Raw genomic sequence first — 15,805 nt, 5'->3', positions numbered from 1 at the left:
TCCAGATATTGAAATTAGTATGGATAACCTGTTTTACTTTAGTCATTCTTTCTGTTTTAGAATCTGTTCAATATGTAAGCCAAACTCACGAGTTAGGAGTGTTCATACTAGTTTTACTTGGAATTTTAAGTTTTCCATTAGGTCCGTTTTTATTGTATCTAGTTACAGCTTTACCAACTATAGATTATCAAAGCAGTTTTGGTTTAGAAGTGTTTGTTATTAGTATCTGTTGCTTTATCGGTGGATATTTTCAGTGGTTTATAATTATACCTAAGATTATTAATAAATATTGGAATTAGCTATTAATTTAAAGCCTCTTTAATCGAGGCTTTTGGTTAGAACTATACAAATGGAAATAGGATGAAGCTAGGTTATAACTATCTAGGTTCTAACTCGATAGATCAAAACCAATTTTGTGTACAACTATATCAGAGGTTACGATCCTGAATTGGGACGCTACATTCAGTCAGATCCGATTGGTTTAGCGGGTGGGATTAATACTTATGGATATGTTGGAAATAACCCTGTAAATAATTATGACCCTAACGGCTTAACAGCGATTCCAATTGTTGGGCCTGGTCCCACTCCTGCTGCTCATCCGGTATTTTTATCGGGTACAAAAGAAAATATGGCTTTTGTCGATTCTGTTATTCAGATTTCTGATTTGTTTGGAAATGAGGATAACGAAAGTTGTGAAGTTGATAATGCGGGTCTGAAAATTAGCCCTGCGGCACATAACATTGAACCTCCCGGTCAATGCTCCCCATCTGAACAGCAAAAACTACAGCAAAACGTAAACCAAGAATGCAAACGACCAAGAAGATGTTCCCAATCCATGTCTAGAGGTGATTTATTCCTTCGGGAGGTCGCCAACCAGAGGTGTGCAATAGCGAGAGACACAATAAATAAAAAGTGTTTGATGGGAGGAGATGCAAATCATAGAAACCAAGCTATTGATGCTTGGAAAAGTATGGCTAAATGTCAATCTTTACAAAAATAAGTGAGAAGTTAGTTCAATGAATAAATTAGCGCTATTAGATAGTTTGTCATATGCATTTGGCAGTACAAAGCAACCCAGTTGCCCTTTGATAGATAGGCCTAATTTAGATTGGGAAGACAAAGAGGTTATAAGAATTTTGAGTGGTAAATCTTGGGAAGACTTTGGAATCGATGTGATAAAAAGTTGTGAAGTAGATTTGACAGCAATAGTCTACCGACTCAATCCAGTATATTTCGTTTATTATTTACCTTCTTTCATGTCTCTTTGTTTATCTAATTTTGATGAGATTGATGTTTTATCAGATTCCATTTTTTCTGTTTTGAGCTTAAGTGTACAAGGGGCCTCAGAGTATGAGTCTGAATTCGTAAAGTTATCTTTGAATCAAAAAAGTACTATCCGTTCATTCATAAAGTATTTTCTACATGAGTCTCAATTTGACATAGAGAAAGAAGCTAAGATAGCTGATTTAGTTTGGGAACGATTGGGTTGATTTTGAATTTAAAGCCTCGTTAGCCGGGGCTTTGTAATATCTGATATAGGAGATAAATCATAACCAATTTTTTATGAAACAGATTAAATGGCAAGGAATAATAAACAGATAATTAAATCTCGAGTAAGGTTACTCGCGAGCTCTTATTATTTTTATAAAGACAGGCAAAGCGAGTAGAGTGCCACCAACTGCTCCGATAAAGTGGGCGTCAATGGCAACATTAGAGGCGATTAACTGACTCACCGATTCACTCGGGCCGGCAATTTGCTCCCAAATCACTTTAGCCCAAGTACCAGCAAACAATAACCAGCCTGAAAACATGCCTGCTTGTACATCTTTTACTGCTCCCCAAATAATAACACCATGCAGTAGGGCACTTAATCCGGTGTAAATATGGATATCTGGGCAAAATAACCACACACCTAATCCACACCATAATGCAAGAATGGCAATATTAAACGCATAACGAGGTGGGCTTGTATGCTCAGCGTGCAGAGCCCAAATTAATAAAATTCCGGCACAATTTAAGCCTAAATGAGGCCAATTAGCGTGTACGAATTGACTGGTAAAAATACGCCAAAACTCACCATTTGCAACTAACTCACGGTTAAATTCAAGATATTCATTTAAGTTGAATAGTGCAAACAAGGAACTAAGTAGTACTAAACACAAAGGAGGCAGAATATATTCTAGTTTCAGGGGCAGGTTTATCATGTTATTTTTGTTGTATCTGAGATTGTCGCCTATTGTGCACGTTTAATTTTAAGATGCCAAATACACTACGGGATTAAGTTTATTTATGTTATTCAAAACCAAAGCGCTATTAGCTCTATCCACCTCATTAATTTATTCAACCGCTCTTTTCGCGACTCCTGCAAAAGTTGAAACCCGCGAACCTGAAGCCGCAACGGGCTTTGCTCATAAACAGGTTGTTGAAGGCGATAAATACATGGTCGCTGCAGCAAACCCTTATGCAGTAAAAGCGGGTCAAAAAATGCTTGAATTAGGTGGCTCAGCGGTTGACGCTGCCATTGCAACCCAATTAGTACTGACACTGGTAGAGCCACAATCGTCGGGGCTCGGTGGGGGTACATTTATGATGTACTTCGACAACAAAACAAAAAGCCTAACCAGCTTTGATGGCCGCGAAACTGCACCAAGCCATGCTGACGAAACATTGTTTTTAGATAAACACGGTAAAGCAGTGAAATGGATTGAAGCTGTAGTAGGTGGTCGCTCTGTTGGTGTACCGGGTATTTTAGATGCCTTTGCCACTGCCCATAAGCGTTACGGTAAGTTAGAGTGGCAAACTTTGTTTGGCCCTGCTATTGAATTAGCTGAGCAAGGCTTTGTTGTATCGCCGCGTTTACATCAATTACTGGTTAAAGAATTAAACCCTGGGGTTACTAAGCTGCCTGTTATTCGTGATTACTTCTTTCCAGATGGCAAAGCATTAGCTGTTGGCACGGTGAAAAAGAACCCTGAACTTGCCGCGCTTTATAAAGATATTGCGAAACAAGGCATTGATGCTTTCTATAAAGGTGATAACGCCAAAGAGCTTGTGCATGCAGTGCAAAACTCAGCAGTTGCACCGGGTACTTTAACGGTTGATGACTTAGCGAATTATAAAAGCAAAGAGCGCACACCTGTGTGCGTTGATTATCGCCAGTATGAAGTGTGCTCAATGGCACCACCAAGTAGTGGTGGTGTAGCTGTGTTACAGATTTTAGCCTTACTTGAACATAAAGACATGGCTAAACTTAAACCAAACTCAGTACAGGCGCTGCATTACTTTACACAAGCATCGCGTTTAGCATTTGCGGATCGTAACGTGTATATGGGCGACCCTGACTTTATGCCAATCCCAACCCAAGGTTTATTAGATAAAAACTACCTTGCAGGTCGTGCAAAGCTTATTTCTGAAAAAGATGCTCACGCAGAAGCTGGCACACCACCAAACTCACTTGCGTACGCACAAGATGATGCTTACGAGCTTCCTTCAACAACGCATGTATCGATTGTTGATAGCCAAGGTAATGCGGTGTCTATGACAAGCTCTATCGAAATGGCGTTTGGCTCAACCGTAATGGTGAACGGGTATATTTTGAACAATCAACTAACAGACTTTGCTTTATCGCCAACCAAAGATGGTAAGCCATTGGCTAATCGTGTTGAAGCAGGTAAACGCCCGCGTAGTTCAATGTCGCCAGTTATGGTGTTTAACAAAGACGGCAGCTTACGCTTAGTGGTTGGTTCACCAGGTGGTAGCCGTATTATTGATTACGTTGCACAAGTGGTTGTAGGTGTACTTGATTGGAATCTTGATGCACAAACAGCTATTAACTTGCCACGTATTACTAATCGTAATAATTATACAAGCCTTGAAAAGGGCACTGAACTTGCTGAGGCAGAAGCTGATTTTGTTAACCGCGGACACACAGTTCGTATCCTAGATTTAAACTCTGGTTTACATGCTGTTGAAGTTAAAGACGGTAAACTCTACGGTGCTGCCGATCCGCGCCGCGAAGGCATCGCTTTAAGTGATAAAAGCCACTAAAAACAAGCTCAGCAGCCTTAAAGCTGCTGAGTTTTCATGTATACTACCTGCTATGCTATTTAGAGCATAAAATTCATTTTCTTCAATGGTCTGACAAGGTGAATTGTCATTGCAATTTCACCTTCAAGAGTAATAATGTCAGGTCATAATTATGACGCATCAAAGCTTGGAAATATGACTACAAATACCGATCCGAATTATCTTTATATTCCTTACTCAGGCCCAGGTCTGATCGAAACGCCACTATTAAATAAAGGCAGTGCTTTTTCACAAAAAGAAAGGGAAAGTTTCAACTTAGCCGGTTTACTGCCACCGCGTTATGAAACGATTGAAGAGCAAGTTGAGCGTTGTTACCAACAGTATTCAAGCTTTAATGATAATTTAAACAAGCACATTTACCTTCGTGCAATTCAAGATAACAACGAAACACTTTACTACCGTTTAGTGCGTGATCATCTTGAAGAAATGATGCCAATTATCTATACACCGACAGTAGGTGATGCCTGTGAAAAATTCTCAGACATTTACCGCAGTGCCCGTGGTCTATTTATTTCTTACGAAGATCGTTTCCAAATTGATGATATTTTACGTAACGCGACTAAAGGCAAAGTAAAAGTTATCGTTGTAACAGACGGTGAGCGTATTCTTGGTTTAGGTGACCAAGGTATTGGTGGTATGGGTATTCCAATCGGTAAATTATCACTTTACACAGCATGTGGTGGTATTAGCCCGGCTTATACATTACCAGTGATGATAGATGTTGGTACTAACAACGAAAAACTACTTAACGACCCTATGTACATGGGTGCGCGTCATAAGCGTATTTCACAAGACGAGTACGACGAATTCTTAGATCTTTTCATTAAAGCGGTGAAACGTCGTTGGCCAAGTGTGTTACTTCAGTTCGAAGACTTTGCACAACCAAATGCCATGCCATTACTTAAACGCTACCGCGATGAAATCTGTAGTTTTAACGATGACATTCAAGGTACTGCTGCGGTTACTGTAGGTTCATTATTGGCTGCATGTCGCGTTAAAGGTGCTAAGCTTTCTGAGCAAAAAGTGGTGTTTGTTGGTGCAGGCTCTGCGGGTTGTGGTATTGCTGAGCAAATTATCAGTACCATGGTTGCTGAAGGCATTAGCGATGAGCAAGCGCGTTCTCAAATCTTTATGGTTGACCGCTTTGGTCTACTTACTGATGGTATGGAAGGCTTACGTGATTTCCAACAAGCGCTTTGCCAATCTAAAGACAATCTTGCTGAATGGACATACAGCGGTGAGTACGCATCACTATTAGATGTTATGCATTGTGCTCAACCAGACATCTTAATTGGTGTATCTGGTCAACCTGGTTTATTCACTGAACAAGTTATTCGTGCAATGCATACATCTTGCCCACAACCGATTATCTTCCCGCTAAGTAATCCGTCTAAGCAAGTTGAAGCACTTCCTTCAGATGTTATCGAATGGACAGACGGTCAAGCGATTGTTGCCTCTGGTAGCCCATTTGATCCGGTTGAGTATAACGGTCAAACTTTCCCAATCCCACAATGTAACAACAGCTACATTTTCCCGGGTATTGGTTTAGGTGTTATCGCTGCTAAAGCAACACGCATCACTGATGCAATGCTGATTGTATCAAGTGAAACGCTGGCTGAGTCTTCACCTAGAGCTAACACAGGTAAGGGCAGCTTATTACCAGCACTGACTGAAATCCAAGCACTAAGTAAACGTATTGCATTTGCAGTAGCGAAAAAAGCGATGGAAGAAGGTGTGGCACTAGAGCTGAGCGATGAAGCGCTATGGGCAGCAATCGAGAAAAACTACTGGCTTCCAGAATACCGTAACTACAAGCGTCGTAGCATCTAAGCTATAAGGCGTTGAGTAATTGAAAAAACAGGCTTTAAAAGCCTGTTTTTTTATATCTGGATAATAGAGTCTTGTTCAGATTCAATTAACCCTTTAAGGTGATAATGAACGGAGTTTTTAATTAAGGAACAGTATTATGCGTAAGTTAGTTTTTACCGCTATGGCCGCCGCGCTAAGTTTTAATGTGTTAGCAGAAGCAACACCAGATGCGCCGCATATTTATATTCAAGGTAACGCAACTGTTAAAGCAATTCCTGATAACGTCAAACTGACGGTAGGTATTGTTGAAGTAGATAAAGATTTAATTGCTGCGAAAAACAAAGCAGATGCAACCATGGCGAAAGCAATTAAGCTTGCAAAAAGCCAAGGCGTAGAAGAAAAGGGCATTTATGCCTCTAATATCTCAATTCATCGCCAAACAGAATACAACCGTGAAACAGGTAAGCAGGACTTTGTAGGTTATAGAGTAACACGTAGTCTGTCGGTTACGTTAACGGATATTAAAAAGTACCCAATTATGCTTCAGCAACTAGTCAATTCGGGTATCAATGAAATCAACCAAACGCAATTTGTATCAAGCCGCTATGAAGAGCTACAAAAGCAAGCGCAAAAGCTAGCTATTAAAGACGCGCGTGCTGCTGCTAAAGAGTTTGCTAATGATTATGGGGTTGAACTTAAAGGCCTTTATACGGCTTCAAGCAGCCCACTCGATACAGGTAGCCAACCTTATATGCGTGCCAGCAAAATGGTTATGGCCGAAGCTGCACCAGATAACTATGTACCTGATGCATACAACGGTGGTGAGCTTACTATTACCGCAAGCAGCTATGCGGTATATCTAATCGAAAACTAAGTTAAATTATTGATTGCTGGTAAACTTTACCAGCAATTTTTCACCTTGTTGCTCTGAAATACGAGCAATCGCTTTTAGCATATTAGTAATTTGCTCACGGTCGTACTCATTACTAATATGCGTATCTATATCTTCAATAATCGCTCCTAAGTAAACAAATAAACTGTTTGTTGCTTTTACGTTATCAGATGCTCTAAACAATATGTTTTTAAAGGCCTCTAACACATTCACCATTACATAGGCGTCATTTTTCGCATAGTTACGAATTGGCGTGAAGTTATCGTGCAGCAGCTCATCGAATGATGTTTCGTGTATAAACAGGTGCGGTTGATTGTTCTCGCATCGTTTAAGCGAGTAGTTCACATCGTAAATATCTAATCGCAAGATCAGTAAGATACTCAACATATCAATGGCTTTTACCGCAGTACCAGGATCGTTAATACCCGGGCTCATGGCTTTAACTGCGATTTCTGAAATTTGCGTCATACCGTAGCGATAATGATCTCTGATGTATTCTTCAATATAAAAGATAAAGCAGCCAAGTAGTTGCTCTACAAGCTCTGGTTTATCCGTTAAATCAGTATCACACTTTAAAAACGGGTAACCTTTAACCGTAAAGAAGCCTTGTTTAACCGAAATATAAATCTTTATGCCGTGCTCTTGGCACAGAACACACAATTTATCGGTGTGAGTTCCTTTAAAGTAGCCTTCGGTTTTACTTTTAATACTATGCCAATCATCAAACTCAGGAAAATCCTCGACAGGGTTTTCATGTTGCATTTCAATTATGCATTTAAGCTCGCCTTTGGTATTTTTAAACAGGTCATTGAGTACATTATCGACCTGAATTGCTTTTGAAATTGAGTGAATAAAATACACAAAAAAGCCCAGCGAAATTAACCCAAACACCAATGAAAAGAAGATACCGAGCGATGGGATACCCATATCGCCATCACCAATGGTGCGTATGTTTATCAGCATTAATATGGTGTAGATAATACTGCCAAGATAAAAGCCCAGTACTAATTGGTGCGACTTGCGGGTAATAAGCCCCGGTAATACACGCGGTGAAAGGCTGGCACTGGCGCTATTAAGCACCACCATAACCATAGAAAAACTAAAAACCGTTAATGAGATAATACTGCCTGCAAGGGTACTGAGGATGGTTCGGGCATTCTCTTCGCTATCGACCAATAACACGCCAATCAGCTTTTTAAATTCCATTGATAATGATGAATACTCGACCGCTGTGGTAATTAATCCAAATACTAAAAACACCACAGAGAGCATTGATGGGTAAAATCCGATACTACTGATCATTTCTCGGTAGTTATCGGCAATTTTTCTTGGCGTAAACATGCACTTCCTTAAGAACTGTTAGACATTAAATATCATACTGAGCTAACCTAACTACTTACTTAACAGCCTAGCAATAAACAGTGCTAAGCGTCTAACTTTAAATAAAAATTGGAAAAACTGTGATTGTTTCAACGTTTGCTGCCATTTTGGCGATTTTATACATTCAACTTAGCTTTCGTGTCATTAAACTGCGTAAAGCAAAGCGTATCTCACTTGGCGATGGCGGTGATGCTAGCCTACAAGCGGCTATTCGAACCCATGCAAATTTTATTGAATATGTGCCATTCTCGCTGATTCTGCTATTTTTATTAGAGTACCAAGGTCTTCCAAGCCATTTTTGCTATATTTTAGGGGCAATGCTGGTTGCTGGCCGTTTTTGTCATAGTTATGCACTCGCTGATAATCTGATGAAATTACGTGTATTAGGGATGATGCTAACTTTCTTAACAATTTTAATCAGCGCAGTGATGTTATTAGTTACACAGGTATTCTAATATGCTGAAGATTGTTTTTACTTTACTACTTTTGATATTTTCGGTTTCAGGCGTAGCTGAAGTAAAAACAATCAATGGCAAAAAAGAAGTCACTATTCCACCATCAACACTCAACATTATTTACCCTAAAACCATGCCAAGCCTCATTGAGGATAATTACTACCCGTTACTTTTGCTTAAAACAGCATTAAAAAGAAGTGGTTATAAATATACACTTACACCGGCGGCAGAAGTGTTAGGGCAAAATCGTGTTTTAAAAGAAATTGAAAAAGGCACCATTGATGTTACCTGGACCATGACAGATAAAGAACGAGAAGAACGTTTATTACCAATACGCGTGCCGCTTTTCAAAGGCTTGTTTGGTTGGCGCATGATGTTTATCAATGAGCAAAATCTAGCGCATTTGAGTCAGCTAAAAACCTTAGACGATTTAAAACATATCTACTTTTTACAAGGGCAAGATTGGCCTGATACCAAAATATTGCGTGATAACGGCTTGGTTGTTTCTACCTCGTTAGATTTAGAGTTTCTGTTTGTCATGCTCGATAGAGGTCGCGGCGATTTATTTCCTCGTTCTATCCTCGAAATCAAAGACGAATATGCAGTATTCAAAAACCAGATGCCGCTGGCGGTACTGCCTCAGTTAATGCTTAAATATAAAAGCCCAATCTATTTTTTCTTTAATAAGAACGACCCTGAAATAGCAAAAGCAGTAAATAAGGGCTTAAAAATCATGCGTGAGACGGGGGAGTTTGATGAGCTTTTTTATCAGTACAACGGCGAAATAATTAAAAACGCCAACCTACACGACAAAATTGTTATAGAATTGCGCAATTATGATTTACCAAGGTTAACCCCAGTCAACGACAAATCGCTGTGGTTATCATTTGATAAGGTGCCATGAGCTCTAAAATTTTTATAATCGGTTTACCACGAACCGGCACAACCAGTATCTGTAACAGCTTTTTACAACTCGGATATAAAACCGCCCACACAGCCTATACCCAACAAGCAATTACAACTGCGGATGTTATTGCCGATACCCCGGTATTTAGTGAATACACCTTACTTGATAAGCACTTTGCAAATAGCCGCTTTATCAACCTTGAGCGCGATTTACCTAAGTGGCTACCATCGATTAGGCAATTATTAGCACGTATGCATACTAATTTAATGCGCCCAGATGGTGGCTTTAATAGCCATTTAAAGCGCTGTTATCTAGATGTGTTTGGCCAGTATAGCTTGGCAGAGTTAGAATCTGATGAATATCTAACTGCGTGTTATAACCGCCACCAACAGCAAGTGAAAGATTATTTTAAAGGCCGTGAACAGCAGTTATTAACACTGGATGTAGCCGATCCAAACAGCCCGCAATTACTTCAACAGTTTTTAAACACTCAGCAACCAATTAACTTTAAACAGCTCAATATGGGCGGTAAGGTCACAGCGTGGAATGACATAAAGCATCCAGATAAAGTGTCATCGACGCGAAGTGGTAAAATTGATAAATCTCTTGGTTATAATCACACGTAAAATACGGTAAAATCGCCGCCATTATAAGTTAAGTTGTTCCTTATCATGTTTGAATTGAAATACCACACGCCATTTGAATGGACAGAAGGTGTCTTAGCTGACTTCGATACCTTTTTACAAGATCATGCTGCAGCAGAGAAAAAAGCCTCTGGTATGGCTATGTCTATGCTTTCTCATTACCCAGACCGTCGTAAGCTTGTTAGAGCCATGACAGACTTAGCACTGGAAGAAATGATCCACTTTAAGCAAGTTTTAAAGCTATTAATGGAACGTGATGTATCTCTTGGTAATGACCAAAAAGATCCTTACATCAAACAAATTCGTGCGGTATTTAGAAATGGCCGTGATGAATTTTTAATGGACCGTTTATTAGTAGCAGGCGTTATTGAAGCACGCGGACACGAGCGCTTTTCTCTTGTTGCAGAAGCTTTACCAGCAGGCAAAGAAAAAGAGTTTTATGTCGCGATTGCAAAATCAGAAGAAAAACATAAAAACTTATTCGTTGAACTTGCCTACGAGTATTTCGATAAGCAAGATGTTGATACACGCCTTGAAGAGATCCTCATCGCAGAAGCCGAAATCTGTAAAAATATTCCGTTTACAGCAGCGCTTCACTAGTGAGATGCTTGTGTATTAGGCCTTTTAGCCTAATACACAAATTAATGTTTTACCCCAAAGCAGTAAATTAGGGACTAAAAACAATAATTAAGTCTCTAGAAAATAGTTTTGCCAATCCTAATTGATTAAATAAACAGCATACATTCATCTTTCTCTCCTATAGTTAAATTAGTACCTAACTGTGAGGAATAGAGCATGAAATGGATGATGACTCTTACGACGCTGTCGTTAATAGGGATTGTAATTACCGGTAATTCAATTTACACCGAAGTTAAAATCTTTCGTTCCAACGATAAGCCAACCGAAATAACCGCTAGTATGTATCGCTCACTTATTTGGCATAGTGATATTTATAAAGATGATCAGTTTTTAAATACCGCACAAAGCTACTTTAGCGATGGAAAAATTGATACCCGTGAGTACAGTAAACTAACAAGTTTAGCGAGTAAAATTGCTGGCCCAATTATCTATATTCAAGAGACTGATGAGCAATTGTGGCATGCAAGGCTTACCTACAAAAAGTACCTTGAAGAGCAAACAGTCGAACGACTGGCAAGTTTACATTGATAAAAACTGCTTGATCAGCGTGTTAAGCTCAACAATGGTGGGCTTACCGCTGAGATAATTGGTATCAAGGTGAAAACTATTGCCAAGCCAATAGGGCTGATTGGTTGTGTTATGGCCATGCACCGAGAAATCGATACTTGGGTTTATTACCGGCTTTTTCGCTTTGGTTAAGCTTCTGTCCCAAAGTAAAGCGCCAGTCGCTTGTTGTATATCTTGTGCAGGGTTTTGCCAATCCCAATCAGCACAAGTGGTATGCGATAAACCAATTTTTAATGCACCGTATTCAACATAGTAAGAAAGCGGGCATCTAAGTAGCTGCTTACAAGCAAACGCGAGCTCTTCATTGGTTGCTTCTAGATGCCATCGTCCGCCATTCTTAACCCATAAACGGTAGTAACCTTTATCCTTTGCAAGTAAAGACTCAAGCAACATATGCTCGTGGTTACCAAGGCACATATGAACACCAAGCTCTTGAAAACGCGCAAGTAACTCAATACTGCGCTCACCCCGGTCAATCACATCACCCAATGAAAACAAGATATCTTCGCTGGGGTTGAAATTAACAGAGCAGAGCGCTTGTTCAAATTTAGTTAAGTCTGCATCTAAATCGCCAATAACAAATACACGCTTGCTTTGTTCAAGTTGCATCTTAACTTGAATTGGGTTTTGTGACGCAAGTGGGCTTTTAACTAAATTCAAAATACATTCCTTTAAGCAGTGTGTAGCTCAAGACTATCATAACTCTTTGCTATTTGAGCACAGGGTGGTTATTATCTAGCCTCACCTTTTAGGAGTTACCGCCAACATGAACAACTAAACCTGTTATCCAATTTCATTTTTATCTTTTTGGACCAACAGGGTTAGTAGGCGTTGCTCACTATCACTTTTATTATGTTACGTATCGTGTGATCAAACGCTTATGCCCCTGTAATACAGGAGGCACGATGCCACAACTTCAAGCTTTTAATTTATGTTATCAACATGGCAATGGCGATGTTGTATTTAACGACCTTTCATTTTCACTTACTGCTAAAGTCACCGCACTAGTCGGCAGGAACGGCTGTGGTAAATCTATATTAGCGTTAATACTTGCTAAGCAAAGAGAGCCAAGCTCAGGCACAGTTGTTTGCCATTTAACCCTTGGTTTTTATGAGCAAATGAACGATGTAAATCAGGCTGATAACCAAACTATTAAAGAGGCTATTGGGCTAGAGCCTGTGTTTAATGCTCTCGATGCGATTAATCAAGGGCAATTTACAGAGCAAAATTTAACTTTGCTTGAAGGCAATTGGGACTTAGCAGATCGCTTTAACGCAGAACTTGTAAGGCTTGGTGTAAAGAGCAAAACCCCTTACTCCTTAAGCAAACATTTAAGTGGCGGTCAGCTTAGCCAATTAAAGCTTTGGGCACTATTTACCTGCATAAAGCCCGATATTTTAATACTGGATGAGCCATCAAACCACCTAGATGCAAAAGGTAAAAGCTGGCTGATAAAGCAAATACACAACTTTAAAGGGCAATTATTAATAATAAGTCACGATCAAGAATTAATAGAGCAGGCTCATGAAATATGGGAGCTAACAACCCTTGGGTTAACACAATATGGTATGCGTTTTTCTGAGTACCAAACCCTAAAACAGCAGCAAGTTGCTGCGCTTGAAAACAAATTAAATCACGTTGTTAAACAGCAAAGTAAGCTCAAGGCAGCACAGCAACTACAAAAGCAAAAAGCACAAAAACGAGCAGGCCAGGGCGCAGCGCTGAGAAAATCAGGCAGCCAGCCTAAAGTGCTGATGGATGCTAAAAAAGATAAAGCCAGCGCTAATTTATCATCACAAAGTAAAAATAGCGCTAAGCGAGAGGGTGGACTCACTCGAAATAAACATGAGCTCTCTAGCCAGCTTGAACAAACTAAAGCGCAGCAATTTTATTTAGCGCAATCAGATGAAGCTAAGCACCAAAAAATACTTAGCCTGGAGGGCGTTGTATTAGCACACGGGACACAAAAGCCGCTAAATTTACAGGTTTTCAGTAATGATAAAATTCATTTAGCGGGCGCTAATGGCACTGGTAAATCAACCTTACTTAAAACTCTGACATACGACATACCAGTAAAAGCAGGGCAGTTAAATTGCAATCAAGCACTCTATTATTTAGACCAACATTTTACATTAATACACAACGAGCTAACCCTGCTTGAAAACGTGATGACTTACTGTAAAAACCTAGATGAAAGCATCGCACGTACTCTACTTGCCAGTATTGGCTTTAGAAAAGACGCTGTTTTTAAATATGCCGCACTTTTGAGTGGTGGCGAGAAAATGAAGCTCGCTATGTGTATCGTCAGTAATATTGAAAGCACCGCATTTTTGTTACTCGATGAGCCCGATAATCATCTCGACCTAGAATCAAAACAGCTCTTGGCGCAGTCATTACGGGGCTTTAAAGGCGGGTTTATACTCGTAAGCCATGATAAATACTTTGTAGAAAGTATCAGCTGCAATAAGCAAATTGTATTATAAAATAGCCATTTATATATTAGCGTGCTAGGGTGGTTGTAGGTATATTACAAGGAATGACTATGAATTTTACAGCCGCTTACCGCATTTTTACTGCTTTATTCATGCTGATAGTAACCATAGGTTTAGGTATGACGCTCAATGATTTTACCTCGGTTATCTACGTGTTCGTGCCGTTATTACTGATGCTGGGTACGTCATTTATCCCATTCTTTAAACAGCGAAAACTGCGTTTAATACTGTTTGCAGCCCCAATCGTTATTCTTTACGGCTTTGGCTTTTATCCTTGGCTTACAAATTATCAAGAAGTCGCCGATTCATCATCTACCTCAACCCTCGATTTTATCATCATCCCAGTTTGGGCCACCTTATACGGCGCGGGTTTTGTCGTACTGCATGAAATTGGGTTAGGTGTTGCTAGGGCGTTTGATTGGGGAAGGTAAAAGAGTTTTAGCACTAGTTTCTTATGGTTGTACTACTAAAGCTTTGCTTATAATTTATATTAATTATTATCAATAACATAGTAAAAACTAGATATCTAACAGTTGGTTATCTAGTTTTTTTTATGCCATATTGTCTTTTTGATTTGTTGTAGGGAAGGTGTAATGGAATATAAAATTTATTCAAAAAGACAAAAGGAACTTAGAGGGGAAGTTCATGATGTTTTCCAATATCATTTGTTACCTCAAAGCTTAAGAATACAAATTAAGTTTTTACTTGATGGTCTCTTAGGTGATGAATCTAATTATAATTATGAGCCGAACGTTCGAGAGGTTTACACACAAATTTATAACTTTCTTAGGGAAGAGTTGGGAAGGTTTGATTTAAACAACCAAAATTCAAAAATTGAGAAGTACAACGCCAACGCATATGTAGAACTGAATACGTTTTTGATTAATGAAAAAAACATAGAACTTGTTTTGTCGTATGTAGAGTATGCATTTATATTGGCAGAAATTTACACTAGTGAATATGAATTTAGGAACAAAAACTTAGAAGATAAAATGGAGGAGAGTTTAAAAACTCTTAATCTAAGATTTAGGGAAAATGGAGTAGGTTTTGCTTTTGAAGAGAGTCATATTATAAGAGTAGATTCAATGCTAATGCATGAGGAAGTTATAAAACCTGCACTTAAACTTCTAAATATGAAAGAGTATGAAGTAACACAAGACTACTTCTTAAATGCTTATGAGCATTACAGGCATAAAAAATATAACGAAGCCATTGTTGAATGTAACAAAGCTTTCGAAAGCACTATGAAAATCATATGTATGAATCAAAAATGGGAGCTTAAAGGTAATGAATCAGCTAGTAAGTTAATAGCTGCATGTTTGAAAAATAAATTAATACCAGATTATTGGCAAACACAATTATCAAGTTTAAATTCGATGCTTAGTTCTGGAATTCCAACTATAAGAAATAAGTATTCTCATGGCCAAGATGCTCTCCAAGAACAAGCTCCTGAAGAGCTGGTCGGCTATATAATTCACACAACAGCTTCGACAATTATTTTTTTAATAGAATCTCAAAAAAGATTACATTAACCATATTTTTTATTTGATATATCGTTAACAAGATCCAAAAGCTTATCCTGTAGGGCATTCATATATTCATCGATATTAGAATGCTCTTCTTTCAATTGTTGATACATTTTTTCTGATTTTCTAGCTGACCATTTGTAACGATGTACCAGTTGCACATCAGAGGGTTTAACTTTTCCCCAAGGTGTAAGCAATAGATTATCCTCCCTTGAAATTCTACACTCTGACCACGGGCCAGTAAGTGGCATGTAGCCGCGATACATAATTTCAACCAACTTTTCTATTGGCTTAGTTGCTTTGTTAGCTTTTAAATACCTCCTTACTTGTCGTTCACTTACTCCGAGTTCTTTAGCTCCTTTTGCGTAGTCATATCCGAATAGCGTAACGAACTGCAATTTAAAGTTG

General features: G+C 39.0%; 17 protein-coding genes. 13 read left to right on the top strand and 4 right to left on the bottom strand.

Annotated elements, in window-relative coordinates; all coding sequences use genetic code 11:
- Positions 1-415 precede the first annotated feature (415 nt).
- Complete coding sequence (locus C2M25_RS21960; protein WP_105180834.1) at positions 416-1,000, top strand: RHS repeat-associated core domain-containing protein; 585 nt, start codon at positions 416-418, stop codon at positions 998-1,000.
- A gap of 16 nt (positions 1,001-1,016) precedes the next feature.
- Entirely contained in the window at positions 1,017-1,490 is a 474-nt protein-coding gene (locus tag C2M25_RS07960) for a DUF6714 family protein (RefSeq protein WP_105180833.1), read from the top strand.
- A 129-nt stretch (positions 1,491-1,619) separates the two neighbouring features.
- On the opposite strand, the gene rrtA is transcribed toward C2M25_RS07960, so the two are convergent.
- A complete protein-coding gene (rrtA, locus tag C2M25_RS07955) occupies positions 1,620-2,204 on the bottom strand; it encodes a rhombosortase (RefSeq protein WP_105180832.1) in 585 nt (194 codons plus the stop codon).
- A gap of 85 nt (positions 2,205-2,289) precedes the next feature.
- On the opposite strand from rrtA, the gene ggt reads away from it, so the two are divergent.
- The 3 genes from ggt (at position 2,290) to C2M25_RS07940 (ending at position 6,769) form a co-directional block, all read left to right on the top strand.
- Entirely contained in the window at positions 2,290-4,047 is a 1,758-nt protein-coding gene (ggt, locus tag C2M25_RS07950; RefSeq protein ID WP_105180831.1) for a gamma-glutamyltransferase, read from the top strand.
- 174 nt (positions 4,048-4,221) lie between these two features.
- Positions 4,222-5,916 carry an NAD-dependent malic enzyme gene (locus C2M25_RS07945; protein ID WP_105180967.1) on the top strand — a complete coding sequence of 565 codons (1,695 nt, stop codon included), beginning with the start codon at positions 4,222-4,224 and terminating at the stop codon, positions 5,914-5,916.
- A gap of 136 nt (positions 5,917-6,052) precedes the next feature.
- Entirely contained in the window at positions 6,053-6,769 is a 717-nt protein-coding gene (locus C2M25_RS07940) for an SIMPL domain-containing protein (protein ID WP_063705144.1), read from the top strand.
- Between the two features lie 6 nt (positions 6,770-6,775).
- Here the strand turns inward: C2M25_RS07940 and C2M25_RS07935 are convergent, their stop codons facing one another.
- Complete coding sequence (locus C2M25_RS07935) at positions 6,776-8,128, bottom strand: DUF2254 domain-containing protein (protein WP_105180830.1); 1,353 nt, start codon at positions 8,126-8,128, stop codon at positions 6,776-6,778.
- 119 nt (positions 8,129-8,247) lie between these two features.
- On the opposite strand from C2M25_RS07935, the gene C2M25_RS07930 reads away from it, so the two are divergent.
- From C2M25_RS07930 to C2M25_RS07910, 5 genes are all read left to right on the top strand, one after another.
- Positions 8,248-8,622: an MAPEG family protein gene (locus tag C2M25_RS07930; protein WP_063705148.1), complete on the top strand. Its 375-nt coding sequence runs from the start codon at positions 8,248-8,250 to the stop codon at positions 8,620-8,622.
- 1 nt (position 8,623) lies between these two features.
- Positions 8,624-9,526, top strand: a complete 903-nt coding sequence (locus C2M25_RS07925; RefSeq protein WP_105180829.1) for a substrate-binding periplasmic protein — start codon at positions 8,624-8,626, stop codon at positions 9,524-9,526.
- Positions 9,523-10,155 carry a sulfotransferase gene (locus C2M25_RS07920; protein ID WP_105180828.1) on the top strand — a complete coding sequence of 211 codons (633 nt, stop codon included), beginning with the start codon at positions 9,523-9,525 and terminating at the stop codon, positions 10,153-10,155. The genes C2M25_RS07925 and C2M25_RS07920 overlap by 4 nt, the downstream gene beginning before the upstream one ends.
- Positions 10,156-10,200: 45 nt before the next feature.
- Positions 10,201-10,773, top strand: a complete 573-nt coding sequence (locus tag C2M25_RS07915) for a tRNA-(ms[2]io[6]A)-hydroxylase (RefSeq protein ID WP_054561468.1) — start codon at positions 10,201-10,203, stop codon at positions 10,771-10,773.
- 195 nt (positions 10,774-10,968) lie between these two features.
- Positions 10,969-11,340, top strand: a complete 372-nt coding sequence (locus tag C2M25_RS07910; RefSeq protein WP_105180827.1) for a hypothetical protein — start codon at positions 10,969-10,971, stop codon at positions 11,338-11,340.
- Here the strand turns inward: C2M25_RS07910 and C2M25_RS07905 are convergent.
- Entirely contained in the window at positions 11,332-12,039 is a 708-nt protein-coding gene (locus tag C2M25_RS07905; RefSeq protein WP_105180826.1) for a metallophosphoesterase, read from the bottom strand. The two genes, C2M25_RS07910 and C2M25_RS07905, sit on opposite strands and share 9 nt — an antisense overlap.
- A 245-nt stretch (positions 12,040-12,284) precedes the next feature.
- On the opposite strand from C2M25_RS07905, the gene C2M25_RS07900 reads away from it, so the two are divergent.
- The 3 genes from C2M25_RS07900 (at position 12,285) to C2M25_RS07890 (ending at position 15,403) form a co-directional block, all read left to right on the top strand.
- Complete coding sequence (locus C2M25_RS07900; protein WP_105180825.1) at positions 12,285-13,862, top strand: ATP-binding cassette domain-containing protein; 1,578 nt, start codon at positions 12,285-12,287, stop codon at positions 13,860-13,862.
- A 59-nt stretch (positions 13,863-13,921) separates the two neighbouring features.
- Positions 13,922-14,302 (top strand): hypothetical protein, encoded by a 381-nt coding sequence (locus C2M25_RS07895; protein WP_105180824.1) that lies wholly within the window; start codon positions 13,922-13,924, stop codon positions 14,300-14,302.
- A 162-nt stretch (positions 14,303-14,464) separates the two neighbouring features.
- Positions 14,465-15,403 carry an STM4504/CBY_0614 family protein gene (locus tag C2M25_RS07890; RefSeq protein WP_105180823.1) on the top strand — a complete coding sequence of 313 codons (939 nt, stop codon included), beginning with the start codon at positions 14,465-14,467 and terminating at the stop codon, positions 15,401-15,403.
- Here the strand turns inward: C2M25_RS07890 and C2M25_RS07885 are convergent.
- Positions 15,400-15,805, bottom strand: a 406-nt coding sequence (locus C2M25_RS07885) for a hypothetical protein (RefSeq protein WP_199775166.1), incomplete at its 5' end; no start/stop codon positions are given. The two genes, C2M25_RS07890 and C2M25_RS07885, sit on opposite strands and share 4 nt — an antisense overlap.

This window comes from Pseudoalteromonas sp. T1lg21, from assembly GCF_002964625.1.
In the GTDB taxonomy this organism is placed as follows: domain Bacteria; phylum Pseudomonadota; class Gammaproteobacteria; order Enterobacterales; family Alteromonadaceae; genus Pseudoalteromonas; species Pseudoalteromonas gelatinilytica.
This window is presented reverse-complemented; position numbering and strand designations above follow the sequence as displayed.